Source organism: Streptomyces sp. NPDC040405, assembly GCF_055595765.1.
Genome location: NZ_JBVIVI010000002.1, coordinates 586345 through 602377, shown reverse-complemented (window position 1 = coordinate 602377; position 16033 = coordinate 586345). Strand labels below are relative to the sequence as shown.

Sequence of the window (16033 nt, the reverse complement as noted above, 5' to 3'; positions counted from 1 at the left end):
ATCAGGCCGTACCAGCAGGTGATTGACACCGTAGCCATCGTGTTGGACTACAGTCCAACACTCGACTTCTTCCCAGTCCAACACCACCCGATCGGGTGATACGCGAGAACAAGGAGAATGGGCACGATGGCCCGGACCAAACTCCCGCCCACCGTGCGGCAACGACGCCTCGGCGCGGAGCTGCGCCGCCTCCGCGAGAACGCGGAACTGTCGGCGACGCAGGCCGGGGAGCTGTTCGGCGCCACGCAGTCACGCATCAGCAACATCGAGGCTGGCGGCTACGCGGTGAGCGCCGACCGGGTACGGGCCCTCGCCCACCTCTACGGCTGCACTGATGAGCCGCTGATCGAGGCACTCACGACGATGACCGGCGGCCGGACCCGGGGCTGGTGGGAGGAGTACCGCGAGATCCTGCCTGCGGGCATGCTCGATCTCGCCGAGCTGGAGCACCACGCCACGCACATGCGGATCGTCTCTGTCTTCCACATGCCCGGAGTCCTCCAGACCACGGAACACGCCCGCGCGCTGATCAGCGACGCCCTGCCCGCGCTGGCTCTGCACGAGGTGGAGCACCGCGTCTCCTTCCGCATCAAACGCCAGGCGGTGCTGTACGGGGAGCACCCGACGCCACTAACGGCAATCGTCCACGAGGCAGCGCTGCGCATGGGTTTCGGCGGCCCAGCCGTGGCCGGCGCTCAGCTCGAATACCTGCTCAAGATGAGCGAGCGGGACAACATCACCCTGAAGGTGATTCCGTTCGGCACCGGCGTCTTCCCTCTCTCGGGACAGGGCATCGTCTACGTCGGTGGAGAGGTGCCACGCCTGGACACTGTTCAGCTCGACGCGGACCACGGCTCCGATTTCCTGGATACTCAGCCTCAGCTGGTCCGGTACCGGGACATCGTGGACCGCATGGACGCGTCTGCCCTCGACCCGGCGAAATCCCGCGACGCGATCCGCCGGATCGCACAAGACCTCTGACCAAGGAACCGGCATGCCCGACACCCACAACTGGCGCAAGTCCTCCTACAGCCCGAACGCGGCCAACTGCGTCTACGTACGCAGCGACCGCGACGGCACCCTCCGGCTCCGCGAGAGCGACGTACCCGACACCATCCTCGCCACCAGCGCCGCCACCTTCGACGCCTTCATACGCGCCGCCAAGGCAGGCCGGTTCGATCACATCGCCGTCAGCGACCATTGTCAGCCGCTGAATCACGCAGAGGATGAGGACATGCTGCCCTTGGCCGAATACCGGGCGAGTCAGACGAGCGGCACGTTCGTCGGTGTCCCGCACGAAGAAGCCCGTAGACGGCTCGGGCTGGAACGTGGCTGAGCGAAGTGCGGCTGCTGATCACCGCACGCCTCTCAGTTCAGTGCGCCTGAGCCGCGCTCCGATACTTCTTCGTCGTATACAGCGTGGCAGCACCTTCACCATGTCGGACGCGAGCGTCGGAGGCGCGGGCTTGCAGCCGGAGGCCGAAGGAGGGAGCTGGGCCCAGCTGCGCGGTCTGGCGTACGGGCATCGTTCATGACCGGGAGCCGGTCGGCCCCCGCTCGTGTTCTCAGCTGGCGCTGTCTTTCCCCCTGCCTAAGCCGGCCTCCGTAGCCCGACTTCGATCTGTGCTTGACTGACGGTCAGGTGCCTGGCTACTGAACGTGTCTGGTTCATCCACCCGTCGAGGGGTTGTTTTAGGTGACTCGGTCGGATTTGCGTGCGTTGTTCCGCTCAAACGACCGCGAGCTGAAGGCGGTCGACTTCTTCGCGGACCGGCGTGGTGAGTGGGACACCGTTGCGACGAGTCTCATGCGGCACACGCGGTGGGTGCAGGAACCGGGGTTCGAGGTGGAGGACTTGGAAGCTCCGCGCCGTAACGTGCTTGTCTTCTACGGCGTGGGCGGCATCGGCAAGTCCACTCTGTCGCGTGCCCTGGCCGAGCACCTGGTGGAAAGTGAGGGGCGCGAGAGCGACTGGTCTCCACTGGATCCGCAGGTGGGACGGGTGGTCCCGGTCCAGGTGGACCTATCGCGTGATGCCGGCGGGGACTTCGAGTCCCTGATGTTGGCTCTGCGGTTGGCGGCGGCGGACCTCGGGCAGCCCATGCCGACGTTCGATATCGCTTTTCAGCGTTATTGGGACCGCAATCATCCAGGTGAACCGCTAGATGAGTATCTGCGTCGGCGTACATGGTTCAGTCGCTTTCCCGGTTCCCGGTCGCTGTCGGGACAGATGCAGTCGGCATTGGCGGATGCTGCACAGGCAGTAGCCCTCCCCGGGACCGCGGGAGCATTGGTCGGTCAAGGTCTCCGGTCGTTTGTACGTGCTCTGCGTGAACGACGGCATCAGGTCCGCTCCCTTGCCGAGTGCCAGCGGCTTGCCGATCTGCTTGAGGCGGATCCCGATCTTGAGGCTCTCAGTTATTACGCCCATCTGCTGGCATGGGATCTGAACAGAGTCCCGGCGAAACGGCGGGCGACGCTGGTGGTGCTGCTGGATACCTTTGAGGACGTCGGGGATCGCGTGCATCGTGATCTGGAAAGATTGATCCAACGCGTGGTCTGGTTGATGCCCAACGTGCTGTTCGTCGTCACGGGCAGGAACCGCTTGCAGTGGGACGACTCGCGGCTTGAGGGGCAATTGGACTGGGCTGGGCCTCACTTTTGGCCGTTGCTCGTGGGTGGCGCGGCCGAAGAACCGCGTCAGCACACTGTGGGGTACCTGTCAGCGGAAGACTGCGAGACTTACCTGTGCGAACGGCTCACCATGGACGGGCAACCGCTGATGGACGAGCGCACGCGACACACGGTGACAGCCAACTCGCACGGATTGCCGCTGTACTTAGACCTTGCTGTCATGCGGTTCTTGGATCTCTACCGTCACTATGGGCGGGCTCCGGAACCGCGTGAATTCAACTTCGACTTTCCGGCCCTGGTCGCGCGAACCTTCCGGGACCTGTCTCCGAACGTACGACAGGTTCTGCGGGCCGTGAGTCTGCTGGACTCTTTCTCCGTCGAGCTGGCCGCCGCCGCAGCAGGGCTGAATCATGACGCCCCGGCCCTGGAACTCGTGGAGCGCCCCTTCGTGGACGCGGATCCGGGCGCGCCCTGGCCTTATCGGGTTCATGCACTGGTCCGGGAAGCGGTCCGTGAGGCCGACTCCACCAGCGAGGACCGCTGGAGCGAGGCGGACTGGCGGAGAGCGGCGCAGCGGACATTCGACGCCCTGGGGCGGGAGACGTCCGGGGGCCGCGTCCACCTGGTTGCTGCTTTACGGCAGGGCATGAGGCTGTCCCGTGATTACGATCTGGAGCTCGGCTGGCTGGAAGACGCGGCGTTCCGCTACGTTGACGATTTCATTTGGGAGCCCATCGAGCTCCGCGCAGCGTCGGCCGACGCTGACAGCGATGTGACCGGGAGCCCTGCCGAGGCGCTGGCTACGGCGTTGTCCGCCATCGCGCAACGCCAGCGCAGGCACCGTAGCTGGACCGCGGATCAGCTCCGCACTGTCCTTGAGGAAGGGAGACTTCCCGAGCGTCTGCTGGAACTGCCGAGGTACTTCCTCGCGGAGTGCGATCGGGACCTGGGGAACTTCGAGAGCTCCCTCGACGGCATGCGGCAGGTTGTCGACGCTGGGGGGCGGCTGGCTCCCACAGCCGCTCGGGGCCTTGCGCACCTGGCCCGGCGGGTGGGCCGTTTCCCGCAGGTGCGTGACGTTGCGGAGACACTGGGGGTAGAAGGCCGCCGTGACCGGGTGCTCGGCGACCTGTGGTGGACGCAAGGAAGCATCGCGCCGGCCTGCTCGTCATACGCGCTGAGCCGCGATGAGGCACTGCAACTCGGCCAGCCGGGTGAGGCCGCGCTGTCCCAGGCATGCCTGGCTTTCGCAGCCGCGTTCCAGGACCGCCCGCGTGCGGCGGAACAGATCGCCCGTGCCCGGGAAATGCTGACTGGAGTGTCGATTCGATGGGCCGAGGTCCAGACTCAGATCGCCGAACTCGTACAGGACGCCGGCGTCGCACCTGGTCTGCCCGAGCGGGCCGAGGAGGTGAGCGACCTCGCCAACGAAGCAGGGCTGACGTCCTCGGTCGCCTACATTCGCTTCGCGGTGTGCCTGCACGCAGTTGTGCTGGGCGCTCCCGACGTACTGACTGCGGCCAGAGGACAGCTGAGGGAATGCGTACGTGGTGAGGAGTTCGCCTACCTGGCGGAACTGTCCTACCTGATGGCAGGTGAAGAGTCTCCGGCTGAGCTGCCACGCGCGCAGTGGCTGGACGGGCAGGAGCAGGTCCGCGCACGCTGGATCGCCATCACCGACGATCGCCGCCGGGAAGCCGCAGCGACCAGAGGAGAATAAGCAGGTGGCGAACTACACGACGCAAGACCAGATCGATCTCACGGCCGTTGCCCGGCACTACAAGCTGGGAGAGGCACAGTTGGCGCCTTTGGCGGGAGGCGCGGCAAATTCCAGCTTCAAGCTGTCCAGCGCTGTCGGTGAGTTCGTCCTGACGAGCCTTGATAACCACGACTGGTCCAGTGCTCAACGTCTGGCAGGGCATACCCAGGCGGTGTTCCGGCTGGGTGTTCCGACCACAGAAGTTGTTCCCAACGTCGAAGGATCGCTGGTCACCCGGCTGGATGGACGGCCGGTGGTCCTCAAGAAATGGATCGCGGGAGAAGTGCAGCAGCCGTTGCCGTTGCCGCTCCTGCCTGACGCCGGACGTATCCTCGCGCAGTTGCACGCGCTCTCGCCGATGGCTCCGGCGCTCGGGGACATCCCCGTCGGTACCCGAAGGCTGTCCAACGACCACATGGCCGTCATTCCGCAGTTCTCCGACCGGGACTTCGCCGCCTGGCTCACCGATCGGCTTGACCGCGTCCGTATCGCTGAAGACGGGCATGAACGCCCCCGGACAGTAGTACATGGAGACCTGTTCGCCGACAACGTCGTCGTCCGCCAAGATGGTCAGCTGTCTGTGCTGGACTGGGAGACGATCTCACTCGACGACCCCCTCCTCGATGTGGGAATGGCCGCTGTGGGTCTCGCTCAGGAGGGTGGGGTCTTGGCTGCGGAGCGCCTTGAAGCTCTTCTGTCCGGATACCGGGACGTCGCACCCATGTCGGCTGAAGACGCTGCAGCGCTGCCGATGGAGATCATGCACGCTGCCTTGATCATCGCCTTCCACCGCTACTACCGGCACAACGTCCGCTTTCCCGATCCGGCCAAGAGCACCATGCACAGGGAGATGATCAAGTTCGCGGACTCTGTGGAGAGCGCGGCCCGGGTGCTTGGCTAAGGGAACAGCACCCTCGGCGACCCCACCGCCGCACACGCCGCCCGCTACTGATCAGCTTGCCGACGCAACCGCGCCTTCCGTGGCCGTCGTACGCCGATGGATCGCTCCCCGAGGCTCTGGCCGCGCCGACGAGGACCCTGGTGACCGCGAGCCGGTCCGTCCCCGTGTGCGGACCGGCTCCCAGCGGGGCGGGGCTCAGCCGTTCTGCACGACCATCAGCGTGTTGCCGTCCGCGTCGCGGAAGCTGAACATCGGCGGGACCGGGGCGCCCCAGCGCTGGACCTCCGGGTCGGTGTCGACGCCGCGTGAGCGCAGGGTGGCGTGGTCGGCGTCAATGTCCTCGGAGGTGAGGATCAGGCCGGTCTCGGTGCCCTTGGCGGTTTGGCCCTGGCGCGGGGGGACGAGGGCGATGCCGGTCGGGGCGCCCGCCGGGGCCACCTCGATCCAGCGCATACCGTCGCCGAAGGGGATGTCGGCGCGCTTCTCGAAGCCGAGGGTGTTGACGTAGAAGTCCAGCGCGCGGTCCTGGTCGGCGACGGTGACGGCGACCCGGCCGATCTCGGTCAGCCGGGTGCCCTTCGCGGTCTCGGTCATGATGACCTCCGTAATGGTGATGGGTTATGCCGATATGACCGGGGAGGGGCACGGAACTCATCGGTCGGCGTCGATTGACCTTCGAGTCGCTTGAAGGCCCAGCATGGCGGCCATGAACGACGACGAGCCCCTGATGGGCATCGGCGCCTTCGCCCGCCGGGTCGGGCTGACGCCGAGCGCGCTGCGGTTCTACGACGACTGCGCGGTGCTGCGGCCCGCGCGGGTGGACGCGGCCACCGGCTACCGGTACTACGCCCCGGAGCAGGCGCCCCGCGCCACGCTGCTGCGGCGGCTACGGGAGGCCGGGCTGCCGCTGGTCGACGCGTCGGCCGTGCTGGACGGGCCGCCCGAGGAGGCCCGGGAGGTGCTGCGGGGCCATCTCCGGCGGAACAGCGAGTCGGCGGCGGCCGCCCGCGCGGCGATCGAGGACGTGCTGCGCGAGCTGCCGGGCGGGGTGCGCCGCGCCGAGGCCCGGGTCGGCGGCGCCGAGCTGGCGGGCGCGGTGCGGCAGGTGGGGTCGGCGGTGGCGACGGGCGCGGTGCGGGAGGAGTTCCCGGTGCTGGGCCGGGTGCTGATCGAGCTGGCCGACCAGGAACTGCGGCTCGTGGCCACCGACCGCTACCGGCTCTCCGTACGCGCGCTGCGGCCGCTCGCGATCAGCGGCGAGCCGTGCGGGCTGCCGGTCGGTATCGAGGAGCTGCGGGACCTCGCGGGCTGGGCCCGGGGGCTGCCGGAGGTCGCGATCGAGGTCGACGGGCCCGAGGTGCGCGTACGGGGCGGGGGTGAGGAGCGGGTGCTGCCCGTCGTGGACGAGGTGTTCCCCGCGTACCGCATGGTGCTGGACGGGCTCGCCGCCGCCCGGCACCGCGTGCTCACCGACCGGGCGGCGCTGTGCTCGGCCGTGGCCGAGCAGGGCGGCGACGGTCCGGTCGTGCTGCGTACCGGTGACAGCGTGCTGACGGTCGAGGGCGGCCACCCGTTGTCCGCCCTGTGCACCGGGCCACCGCTGCGCATCGTCTTCGACCCCGCTGTTCTGCTGCCCGCGCTGGAGGCGGGCGTGGGGCCCGATGTGCTGCTTGAGGTCGCCTCGGACCGCGAGCCCGTCGTCGTCCGCTCCGCCGACCAGGGCAGTTTCACGACCCTCGTCATGCCTGTCCGCACACCGTGAAGGAGAGACATCGATGGACCCCGACAACCCCGTCGTCCGGCTGTGCGCGCAGGGCATGGCCGCCGAGGCCGAGGGGCGGGCCGACGACGCCCGTGTCCGGTTCCGGCAGGCGTGGGACGCCGCCACCGACGACTACGAACACTGCGTGGCCGCGCACTACCTGGCCCGGCATCAGCCCACCCCCGAGGAGACGCTGCGCTGGAACCAGGAGTGCCTGAACCGCGCGGACGCGGTCGGGGACGACCGGGTCCGCGGCTTCTACGCCTCGCTGCACGTCAACATGGGCGCCGCGTACGCGAAGCTCGGCGACATGGACGCGGCGCGGGAGCACTACGCACGGGCCGCCGCGCGCATCGGCGACGTACCGGCCGGGCCGTACGCGGACTGGACCCGGTTCGGCATCGCCGACGGGCTGCGTACGACCCGCGAAGCCGAACCCGAAGGCGGGCCGCTCGCCACTCTGGTGGAGCGGCTGTGTGCCCTCGGTGAGCTGCGGGCGCTCGCGGTGGTCCTGCCGCCGTACGTCGGCGACCTCGGCACGGACGAGGACCACACGCGGCTGGTCACCGCGCTGCGCATGGTGCACGCCGCCCGGTGGCTGCCGGACGGGGAGCAGGAGGCGCTGGGCGCGGTGATCAGCGAACTGATCAGCGGTTGACGAAGGTGAGGCTCTTCTCGTCGTAGCGCGTCCCGGCCACCTCCTCGGCCGGGGCGGCGGCGTCGATCGCGGCCAGGTCGGCGGCGGACAGCTCGATGGCGACCGCGGCGAGGTTCTCCTCCAGGTACTTCTCGCGGCGGGTGCCCGGGATCGGCACCACGTCGTCGCCCCGGTGCTGCACCCAGGCCAGGGCGAGCTGACCGGCGGTGACGCCCTTCTCAGCGGCCAGTTCGTTCAGCTTGTCGACGATGGCCAGGTTCTGTTCGAGGTTGCCGTCCGCGAAGCGGGGCTGGGTGCGGCGCATGTCCGTCTCCGGCAGGTTCTCGACCGAGGTGTAGCGGCCGGTCAGGAAGCCGCGGCCGAGCGGGGAGAAGGGGACGAGGCCGATGCCGAGTTCCCGGCAGACCGGGGCCGTCTCCTGCTCCAGGTCCCGGGTCCACAGCGACCATTCGCTCTGCAGCGCCGCGATGGGGTGCACCGCGTGGGCGCGGCGGATCGTCGCCGCGCTCGCCTCGGACAGCCCGAGGTGGCGCACCTTGCCCGCCCGGACCAGCTCGGCCATCGCGCCGACGGTCTCCTCGATCGGGACCTCGGGGTCGACGCGGTGCTGGTAGTAGAGGTCGATGTGGTCGATGCCGAGGCGGCGCAGCGACGCGTCGCACGCCTGGCGTACGTACGCGGCGTCGCCCCGGATCGCGGTGGGCTCGCCCAGCCGGTTGGCGAAACCGAATTTGGTGGCCACGGCCGCCCGGTCGCGGCGCCCGGCCAGGGCCCGGCCGAGCAGTTCCTCGTTGTGGCCGGAACCGTAGAAGTCGGAGGTGTCCAGCAGGGTGACGCCGAGGTCGAGGGCGCGGTGGATGGTGGCGATCGACTGCGCGTCGTCCGAGTCGCCGTAGCCGTGGCTCATCCCCATGAGGCCCAGGCCCTGTGCGCCGACGGTGAGTTCGCCCAGGTGGCGGGTGGGTAGATCGGACATCGTGGTGCCTCCTTCGTGGTCGTGACGATCACGCTAGGAGTTGGAGCGCACTCCAAGTCAACCGGGAAAAATCGCTGGCCAGGGGCGTGGGCCCGACTGCCAGAATCGCCCGCATGACGTACGAGGACGAAGAGCCCATGACCGTGGTGGCGGCCGCGATCGTACAGCGGGGACGGCTGCTGGTGGTGAGCAAGAAGGCGGCGCCCGACGTCTTCTATCTGCCCGGTGGGAAGCCGGACCCGGGCGAGAGCCCATTGGAGACCCTGGCCCGGGAGCTGGACGAGGAGCTGGGCGTAGCCCCGCTGGAACCGCGGCTGCTGGCCGAGGTCGAGGGGGTGGCCGTCCTGGAGAGGGTGCCGATGCGGCTGACGGTGTTCGAGGCGCGGATCGACCGGGAGCCCCACCTGGCGGCCGAACTGGCCCGTATGCGCTGGATCGCGGGCGGCGAGAGCGACGTCCGGCTCGCCGGGGCCATCCGGAACCACGTGGTGCCCCTGCTGCGATCCGGGGGCGCCCTCGCGGCGACGTGAGTCGGGCTGCGGCAGCCCGGCCAAGGGGCCAAGAGGACAAGGGGACGACGCGGATCGTCGCCGCCGGACCGGCCGTCCGGCGCGGCGGTCACCTCCGCCGGGTGCCCCCGCCGGGCGGGGGCCGCCAGCCTGCGGCCCCCCGTGACGCTTGCGCGGCACGCGCGCGAAAAGGCCCGGCCCGGTGCGCACCCCCGTCGCGCACCGAGCCGGGCCCGTGCCCCCCCGTAGAGGCTGCCCCTTCCCCCAAAGAAAGGGCAGCCGTCCCGAAACCCCCGGCCCCGGCCTCAGTCCGTCGCGATGGCGTTCAGGATGTTCATCCGCGCCGCCCGGAAGGCCGGGATCAGGGCCGCGACCAGGCCCACCACGGCCGAGCCGATGAAGACCGTGATGATGGTCGACCAGGGGATCTCCAGAGTCTTCAGCCCCTCCAGCGCGAGCAGCTTCTGCGCGGTCGCGCCCCAGCCCATGCCCAGGCCCAGGCCGAGCAGCGCGCCGAAGAGGGCGATGACGACGGACTCCAGCCGGATCATGCGGCGCATCTGGCGCCGGGAGAGGCCGATGGCGCGCATCAGGCCGATTTCCCGGGTCCGTTCGACGACCGACAGGGCGAGGGTGTTCACCACGCCGAGGATGGCGACGATGATCGCGAGCGCCAGCAGACCGTAGACCAGGTTGAGCAGCTGGCCGATCTGGTCCTTCATCTCCTGCTTGTAGTCCGTCTGGTCACGGACCTTGACCGACGGGTACTGGTGCAGCTCGGCCTTGAGGGACTTGTACGCCACCGCCTCCTGGCCGTCCTTCGCCTGCGCCAGCATCATGACGTTCGCCGGGATCATCTTGGCGGGGACATAGTGCTCGACAGTGGTGATGTTGGTGTAGAGCGCGCCCTTGTCCAGGCTGACGTCGTCCGAGGTGATCGCCGCGACCTTGAGCTTGGCGGTACGGCCCTCCTTGAAGGCGACGGTCAGGGTGTCGCCCTGCTTCACCTTGTGGTCCTTGGCGAAGCCCTCCGGCACCGACATGGCGTCCTTGCCGTACGCGGCGGCCAGGTCGCCCGCGACGACCGGGGTCCGCACGTCGTCCGCGTACGTCGGGTCGGCCGCGGTCAGGTCCTTGCCGACCGTCTTGCCGTCCGGCGAGGTGATCTTGGCGCCGTCGATCACCTTGGCGTCGCTGATGTGGGTGAGTCCCTTGGCCCGGTGGGCCGCCTGCTCGATCTGCCGGGTGATCGGCTGGCCGGTGTCGGACTGGACGATGAAGTCCGCGCCGACCGACTTGTCCAGCTCGTCGGTGGCCGAGGCGACCATCGACGAGCCCACCACCGACAGACAGGCGACCAGCGCCAGGCCGATCATCAGGGCCGCGCCGGTGGCGCCGGTGCGCCGCGGGTTGCGCAGCGCGTTGCGCTCGGCCAGTCGGCCGACCGGCCCGAAGATCCGCAGCACCACGGTGGCCAGGGCGCGGACCACCAGACCGGCCAGCAGCGGGCCGATGACGATGAAGCCGATGAGGGTCAGCACCACGCCGAGGCCCAGGAACATCGAGCCGTCGACCGCCTTGTCCGCGTTGGCCGCGACGACCAGGGCGGCCGCGCCGCCCGCGGTGAGCAGGGTGCCGATCGTGCCGCGGATCCGTCCGGCCTTGGTGTCCGCCGGGGTGCCCGCGTCGCGCAGGGCCGCCATCGGGGAGATCGTCCCGGCCCGGCGGGCGGGGATGTAGGCGGCGATGACGGTGACGACGATGCCGATGGTGAGGCCGACGATGGGCGTGGTGGGCTTCACCGTCAGCTGGTCGGTGCTCAGATGCAGACCGGCGCTGCCCATGACCTTGATCAGGCCGACCGCGAGCCCGATGCCGCCGAGGACGCCGAGGATCGAGCCGACGATGCCGAGCAGCAGCGCCTCGATCAGCACCGACCGGTTGATCTGCTTGCGGCTCGACCCGATGGCGCGCATCAGGCCGATCTCGCGGGTGCGCTGGGCGACCAGCATCGAGAAGGTGTTGACGATCAGGAAGATGCCGACCAGGACGGCGATTCCGGCGAAGCCGAGCATCGCGTACTTCATGACGTCCAGGAAGGAGCCGATCTGGCTCTCGGCCTCCTTGCTGGACTCAGCCTTCGTCTGCACCTTGAGGCCGGCGCCGAGGTCGGCGACGACGGTCTTCTTCAGCTGGTCGTTGCTGACGCCGGGCTGGGCGGTCAGCGCGTAGCTGGTGTACGCGCCGGGCGCGCCGAGCAGCTTGCGCTGCGCGGTGGCGGTGTCCATGTAGACGATCGTCGCGCCCGGGTTGGTCACCTGGAACGTGGCGATGCCGACGATCTTCGCGCGGAACTCGCCGGGCAGGGCGATGATCCGCAGTTCGTCACCGAGCTTCAGCTTCTTGGCGTCGGCGGTGTCGGCGTCGACCATCACCTCGGTGGGGCCGCGCGGCGCGTGGCCGGAGGTGAGCTGCACCGAGCGGTGCTCGGTGGTGTCCCAGTTGGTGCCGATGGTCGGGGCACCGGACTTGGGCCCGATGCTGTCGCCCTTCCGGTTGACGACCGTGACCGACTCGCTGGTGGCGTCCCCGGTCACCGACTTGACGCCGTCGACCTGGCGCAGCCGCTTCAGGTCCGCGCCGGGCAGCGTACGGACCCGGCCCTGCCGGAGGTCCTTGGCGCTGCCGCCCTTCGGGCTGACCGTGACGTCGGACGCCGTGCTCGCGAAGAGCTTGTCGAACGTGGCGTTGGTGGTGTCGGTGAAGACGAGCGTGCCGCAGACGAACGCCACGGACAGCAGGACCGCGATCGCGGACAGCGCCATCCGTCCCTTGTGGGCGAGGAAGTTGCGCAGTGAGGTCTTGAGAACGGTCATGACACCCGTCCACGTGCGTCGAAGTGCTTCATGCGCTCAAGGACCAGGTCGGCGGTGGGGTTGTACATCTCGTCCACGATCCGGCCGTCGGCCAGGTACAGCACCCGGTCGGCGTAGGAGGCGGCCACGGGGTCGTGGGTGACCATCACGATCGTCTGCCCCAGCTCGTCCACGGACCGCTTGAGGAAGCCCAGCACCTCGGCACCGGCCCGGGAGTCCAGATTTCCGGTCGGCTCGTCACCGAAGATGATCTCGGGGCGGGCGGCGAGGGCGCGGGCCACCGCGACGCGCTGCTGCTGGCCGCCGGACAGCTGGTTCGGGCGGTGCCTCAGCCGGTCGGCCAGACCGACGGTCTGCACCACCCGGTCCAGCCAGGCCCGGTCGGGCTTGCGGCCCGCGATGTCCATCGGCAGCGTGATGTTCTCGATGGCGTTGAGCGTCGGCAGCAGGTTGAACGCCTGGAAGATGAAGCCGATCCGGTCCCGGCGCAGCTGGGTGAGCTTCTTGTCCTTGAGCCCGGTGATCTCGGTCTCGTCGATGAAGATCTGGCCCGACGAGACGGTGTCCAGCCCCGCGAGGCAGTGCATCAGCGTCGACTTGCCGGAGCCGGACGGGCCCATGATCGCGGTGAACTGGCTGCGGGCGATGTCCACGTCGACGTGGTCCAGCGCGACCACCCGGGTCTCGCCGGAGCCGTACGCCTTGACCACCTGACGTGCGCGGGCAGCAACGGCCGTATGTCCTCCGCTGCCCCCGGTCTTGGGAATCGATACGGCCGTTGTCACGGTGTTCTCCTCTTTTTCGCCTATGTCGGACCCGGGACGGTCACACGTCCCCGATCGCCTGGTCGAGCCTGATGATCAGCCTGCCGGAAGCCGGGGGCCGGGACGATGAGGCCCGGCGCCGTCTTCGGGTGGGGCCAGCCCTACCCCCCTCGGTCCTGCTGGCCGTAACCACAGTAAAGAGCAGTACGCCCCGGCTCGTCCTTCCCCGGAACGAACCCCGGGTAGGAGGAAAGGGGCTGAATCCCCTAGGGGAGTAAGCCCTGGGGTGGAGCGCCTCTCGGGGTCGACCCTGCACCCATACGTAACGGAAGGCGCAAATCCGCCGCCTCAGCAGCCCTGATGCGTTCTTCCCCTGCCCCGATGCGGCATGGAATGGTGGGTCGTACAAGAGAACTGGACACCAGAGCCGGCGCGGACCGGCGGAGGGAGCGCGCCACGGTGGGCGGCACCGCAGACGGGCCCGACGCGGACTCCATAGACCCCCTCCCCGAGAACCCCCCTCCGAACGAGGCCGTACCGCAGGCCACGTCGCGTGGCCGACGCCCCGTCGTCGCCGCCCTGATGCTCGCGATGGCGCTGACCGCCCTCGACTCGACCATCATCTCGACCGCCGTTCCGCAGATCGTCGGCGATCTCGGCGGCTTCTCGGTCTTCTCCTGGCTGTTCTCCGGCTATCTGCTCGCCGTCACCGTCACCCTGCCGGTCTACGGGAAGCTCTCCGACACCTTCGGCCGCAAGCCCGTCCTGGTGGCGGGCACCATCGTCTTCGTCATCGGATCGCTGCTGTGCGCCGGGGCCTGGAACATGGCCTCCCTCATCGCCTTCCGCATCGTGCAGGGGCTGGGCGGCGGGGCGCTCCAGGGCACCATCCAGGTGGTCGCCGCCGACCTCTATCCGCTGAAGGAACGCCCCAAGATCCAGGCCCGGCTTTCCTCCGTATGGGCCCTGTCCGCGGTGACGGGCCCCGCGCTCGGCGGGGTGCTCGCCGGATACGCCGACTGGCGCTGGATCTTCCTGATCAACCTGCCGATCGGGGCGCTCGCCCTCACCCTCATCGTCCGCCATCTGCACGAACCGGTGCGGCGGCGGACGACCCGGCCCCGCATCGACTGGGCAGGCGCCCTCACCATCTTCGCCTGCGGCGGACTGCTGCTGACGGCGCTCGTCCAGGGCGGGGTGGCCTGGGGCTGGCTCTCCGTACCCTCCCTGGCGCTGCTCGCGGCCAGCGCCGGATGCGCGGCCCTGGCCGTATGGATCGAACGGCGCGCCGCCGAACCGATCATCCCCGGCTGGGTGTGGCGGCGGCGCACCATCTCGGCGGTCAACCTCGCGCTCGGCGCGCTCGGGCTCCTCATGATCGCCCCGACCGTCTTCCTGCCCACCTACGCCCAGTCGGTGCTGGGCCTCGGGCCGATCCCCGCCGGATTCGTGCTGTCCGTGATGACGCTGAGCTGGCCCATCTCGGCCGCCCTCAGCAGTCGCGTCTACACCCGCGTCGGCTTCCGGAAGTGCGCCATGATCGGCATCGGCGCCGCCGCGCTCATCCTGGCCGCCTTCCCCCTGCTCCCCTACCCCGGCGCCGCCTGGCAGCCCGCGCTGATCATGCTGCTGCTCGGCGCCGCCCTGGGGCTCTTCCAGCTGCCGCTGATCGTCGGCGTGCAGTCGTCCGTCGGCTGGGCCGAGCGCGGTACCGCCACCGCCTCGATACTCTTCTGCCGCCAGGTCGGCCAGTCCATCGGCGCGGCCCTGTTCGGCGCCGTCGCCAACGCGACCCTCGCCGCCCGGCTCGCCACCGCCCCGCCCGACATCCGCGACGGCCTGCCCGGCAACCTCGACTCGGTCTCCCACGCCCTGGACCACCCCGGCGCCCTCAGCGCCCGCGCCGCCGACTATCTGCGGCGCGCCGTGGACACCGCCGTCGACCACGTCTACCTGGGCGCCGCCTCCGCGGCGGTCCTCGCCCTGCTGGCCCTGCTGTTCCTCGCCCCGCGCCGCTTCCCGGTCCAGGCCGAAACGGGAAGCGGAACGGAACCGGAAGCGGAATCTGGAACGGAACCGGATACGGAACCGGATACGGAACCGGATACGGAACCGGAATCCGCCGCCGACCAGCTGACGGCGAACCCCGCCCGGGAGAACTGACCCCGCCCGGCCCGGACCGTCAGGTCTCGGGGTGCGGATGCGGGCCGGAGGCGGCGTCCTCCGCGACCGGCTTGCCCGTCAGGGCCGCCAGACTGCCGCGGACGTGCTCCAGATGCGCCTTCAGCTCCTCGCGCCGCTCCACATGTTCGCGCAGCGTCCGCTCCGTCTCCCGGGCCAGCCGCTCCTCCCGGGCACGGGCCTGCGCGACGATCTCCGCGGCCTGCGCCTGGGCGTCCTCCTGACGCAGCCGCGCGGCCTGATCCGCCATCGCGTACTCCCGCTTGGCGTCCGCCAGCTTGGCCTGGGCGTGCTCCTCCAGCCGGACCAGCCGCGCGGTCATCGCCGCGTCGCGCTCGACCAGCTCATGACCGGCCGCCTCCCACCGGTCCGCGTGATCCCGCTCCTGCTCGGCGAGGATCGCCTCGGTGCGCCCGCGCATCTCCTTCAGCGCCGCCAGCGCCTCGCTGCGCCACTCCTTGACGTCCCGCCGCGAGGCCGCGCGCAACTCCTCCACCTGCGCCTGCGCCGACTCCAGCGTGCTGCGCGCCGACCCCTCGGCGGCCTCCCGCACCCGTTCGGCCTCATCGCGGGCGGCGTCCCGGACGACCCGGGCGGCGGCCTGCGCGGCCTCCCACGCCTCCTGTGCCGACGCCTCGGCCGCGACCCGCAGACAGCCGACCTCCTCCTCGGCCGCCATCAGAATCAGCTGCGCGCGATCACCCAGAGATTCGTACGTCTGGGGGGCCAGCTGGGCGATCACCTCACGCAGCCGTTCGGCGTCGGCGGCCAGCTCGTTGGCGAGAACGGTGAGGCGTGCGGCGCGCTCCCACGCCGCGTCACGCGCCTCGGACAGCTCCGCCACATAGCGGTCGACCTGCGCGGGACGGTAACCACGGCCCCGTCCGCCGATGGTGAAGCCATGACGTGACACCGATGCGCCCATCCTTGGAACCCCTTTGTCCGGTAGGCAACGCGCTCCGGCGCACATCTTGATGGATGGGGTCTTATCGCCCATAACGCGACACTCCGCC

13 protein-coding genes are annotated in these 16033 nt (G+C 69.7%); 8 read left to right on the top strand and 5 right to left on the bottom strand.

Features of this window, described 5'->3' with window-relative positions:
• Positions 1–126 precede the first annotated feature (126 nt).
• The 4 genes from ACZ59A_RS10030 (at position 127) to ACZ59A_RS10015 (ending at position 5294) form a co-directional block, all read left to right on the top strand.
• Positions 127–981, top strand: coding sequence for a helix-turn-helix domain-containing protein (locus ACZ59A_RS10030; RefSeq protein ID WP_470955963.1), 855 nt, complete (start codon positions 127–129; stop codon positions 979–981).
• A 13-nt stretch (positions 982–994) separates the two neighbouring features.
• The gene (locus ACZ59A_RS10025; protein WP_470955960.1) at positions 995–1336 is read left to right on the top strand and encodes a DUF397 domain-containing protein; all 342 of its coding nucleotides are present in this window, start codon (positions 995–997) and stop codon (positions 1334–1336) included.
• Between the two features lie 360 nt (positions 1337–1696).
• Complete coding sequence (locus ACZ59A_RS10020; protein ID WP_468055662.1) at positions 1697–4354, top strand: winged helix-turn-helix domain-containing protein; 2658 nt, start codon at positions 1697–1699, stop codon at positions 4352–4354.
• Between the two features lie 4 nt (positions 4355–4358).
• Entirely contained in the window at positions 4359–5294 is a 936-nt protein-coding gene (locus tag ACZ59A_RS10015; RefSeq protein ID WP_468055660.1) for a phosphotransferase, read from the top strand.
• Between the two features lie 195 nt (positions 5295–5489).
• Here ACZ59A_RS10015 and ACZ59A_RS10010 read toward each other — a convergent pair whose 3' ends face one another.
• Positions 5490–5888 carry a VOC family protein gene (locus tag ACZ59A_RS10010; RefSeq protein ID WP_470955956.1) on the bottom strand — a complete coding sequence of 133 codons (399 nt, stop codon included), beginning with the start codon at positions 5886–5888 and terminating at the stop codon, positions 5490–5492.
• A gap of 112 nt (positions 5889–6000) precedes the next feature.
• Between ACZ59A_RS10010 and ACZ59A_RS10005 the strand changes: the two genes are divergently transcribed.
• Together ACZ59A_RS10005 and ACZ59A_RS10000 are read left to right on the top strand one after the other, a co-directional pair.
• Entirely contained in the window at positions 6001–7056 is a 1056-nt protein-coding gene (locus ACZ59A_RS10005; RefSeq protein ID WP_470955953.1) for a MerR family transcriptional regulator, read from the top strand.
• 13 nt (positions 7057–7069) lie between these two features.
• The gene (locus tag ACZ59A_RS10000) at positions 7070–7714 is read left to right on the top strand and encodes a hypothetical protein (RefSeq protein ID WP_470955950.1); all 645 of its coding nucleotides are present in this window, start codon (positions 7070–7072) and stop codon (positions 7712–7714) included.
• On the opposite strand, the gene ACZ59A_RS09995 is transcribed toward ACZ59A_RS10000, so the two are convergent.
• Positions 7704–8690, bottom strand: coding sequence for an aldo/keto reductase (locus tag ACZ59A_RS09995; RefSeq protein ID WP_470955947.1), 987 nt, complete (start codon positions 8688–8690; stop codon positions 7704–7706). The genes ACZ59A_RS10000 and ACZ59A_RS09995 overlap by 11 nt on opposite strands.
• A gap of 113 nt (positions 8691–8803) precedes the next feature.
• On the opposite strand from ACZ59A_RS09995, the gene ACZ59A_RS09990 reads away from it, so the two are divergent.
• Positions 8804–9220, top strand: coding sequence for an NUDIX hydrolase (locus ACZ59A_RS09990; protein WP_470955944.1), 417 nt, complete (start codon positions 8804–8806; stop codon positions 9218–9220).
• Positions 9221–9504: 284 nt separating this feature from the next.
• On the opposite strand, the gene ACZ59A_RS09985 is transcribed toward ACZ59A_RS09990, so the two are convergent.
• Entirely contained in the window at positions 9505–12075 is a 2571-nt protein-coding gene (locus ACZ59A_RS09985) for an ABC transporter permease (protein ID WP_470955941.1), read from the bottom strand.
• Complete coding sequence (locus ACZ59A_RS09980) at positions 12072–12860, bottom strand: ABC transporter ATP-binding protein (RefSeq protein WP_470955938.1); 789 nt, start codon at positions 12858–12860, stop codon at positions 12072–12074. The genes ACZ59A_RS09985 and ACZ59A_RS09980 overlap by 4 nt, the downstream gene beginning before the upstream one ends.
• Positions 12861–13298: 438 nt before the next feature.
• Here ACZ59A_RS09980 and ACZ59A_RS09975 point away from each other — a divergent pair, with 438 nt between their 5' ends.
• Entirely contained in the window at positions 13299–15002 is a 1704-nt protein-coding gene (locus ACZ59A_RS09975; protein WP_470955935.1) for an MFS transporter, read from the top strand.
• Between the two features lie 19 nt (positions 15003–15021).
• On the opposite strand, the gene ACZ59A_RS09970 is transcribed toward ACZ59A_RS09975, so the two are convergent.
• Complete coding sequence (locus ACZ59A_RS09970; RefSeq protein WP_470955933.1) at positions 15022–15945, bottom strand: cellulose-binding protein; 924 nt, start codon at positions 15943–15945, stop codon at positions 15022–15024.
• Positions 15946–16033: the final 88 nt, after the last annotated feature.

Excerpts from the sequence above, each read along its gene's own strand:
- ACZ59A_RS10030 (WP_470955963.1), top strand. The coding sequence starts at position 127 with ATGGCCCGGACCAAACTCCCGCCCACCGTGCGGCAACGACGCCTCGGC.
- ACZ59A_RS09985 (WP_470955941.1), bottom strand. The coding sequence starts at position 12,075 with ATGACCGTTCTCAAGACCTCACTGCGCAACTTCCTCGCCCACAAGGGA.
- ACZ59A_RS10010 (WP_470955956.1), bottom strand. The coding sequence starts at position 5,888 with ATGACCGAGACCGCGAAGGGCACCCGGCTGACCGAGATCGGCCGGGTC.
- ACZ59A_RS09990 (WP_470955944.1), top strand. The coding sequence starts at position 8,804 with ATGACGTACGAGGACGAAGAGCCCATGACCGTGGTGGCGGCCGCGATC.
- ACZ59A_RS09995 (WP_470955947.1), bottom strand. The coding sequence starts at position 8,690 with ATGTCCGATCTACCCACCCGCCACCTGGGCGAACTCACCGTCGGCGCA.
- ACZ59A_RS10005 (WP_470955953.1), top strand. The coding sequence starts at position 6,001 with ATGAACGACGACGAGCCCCTGATGGGCATCGGCGCCTTCGCCCGCCGG.
- ACZ59A_RS09970 (WP_470955933.1), bottom strand. The coding sequence starts at position 15,945 with ATGGGCGCATCGGTGTCACGTCATGGCTTCACCATCGGCGGACGGGGC.
- ACZ59A_RS10000 (WP_470955950.1), top strand. The coding sequence starts at position 7,070 with ATGGACCCCGACAACCCCGTCGTCCGGCTGTGCGCGCAGGGCATGGCC.
- ACZ59A_RS10025 (WP_470955960.1), top strand. The coding sequence starts at position 995 with ATGCCCGACACCCACAACTGGCGCAAGTCCTCCTACAGCCCGAACGCG.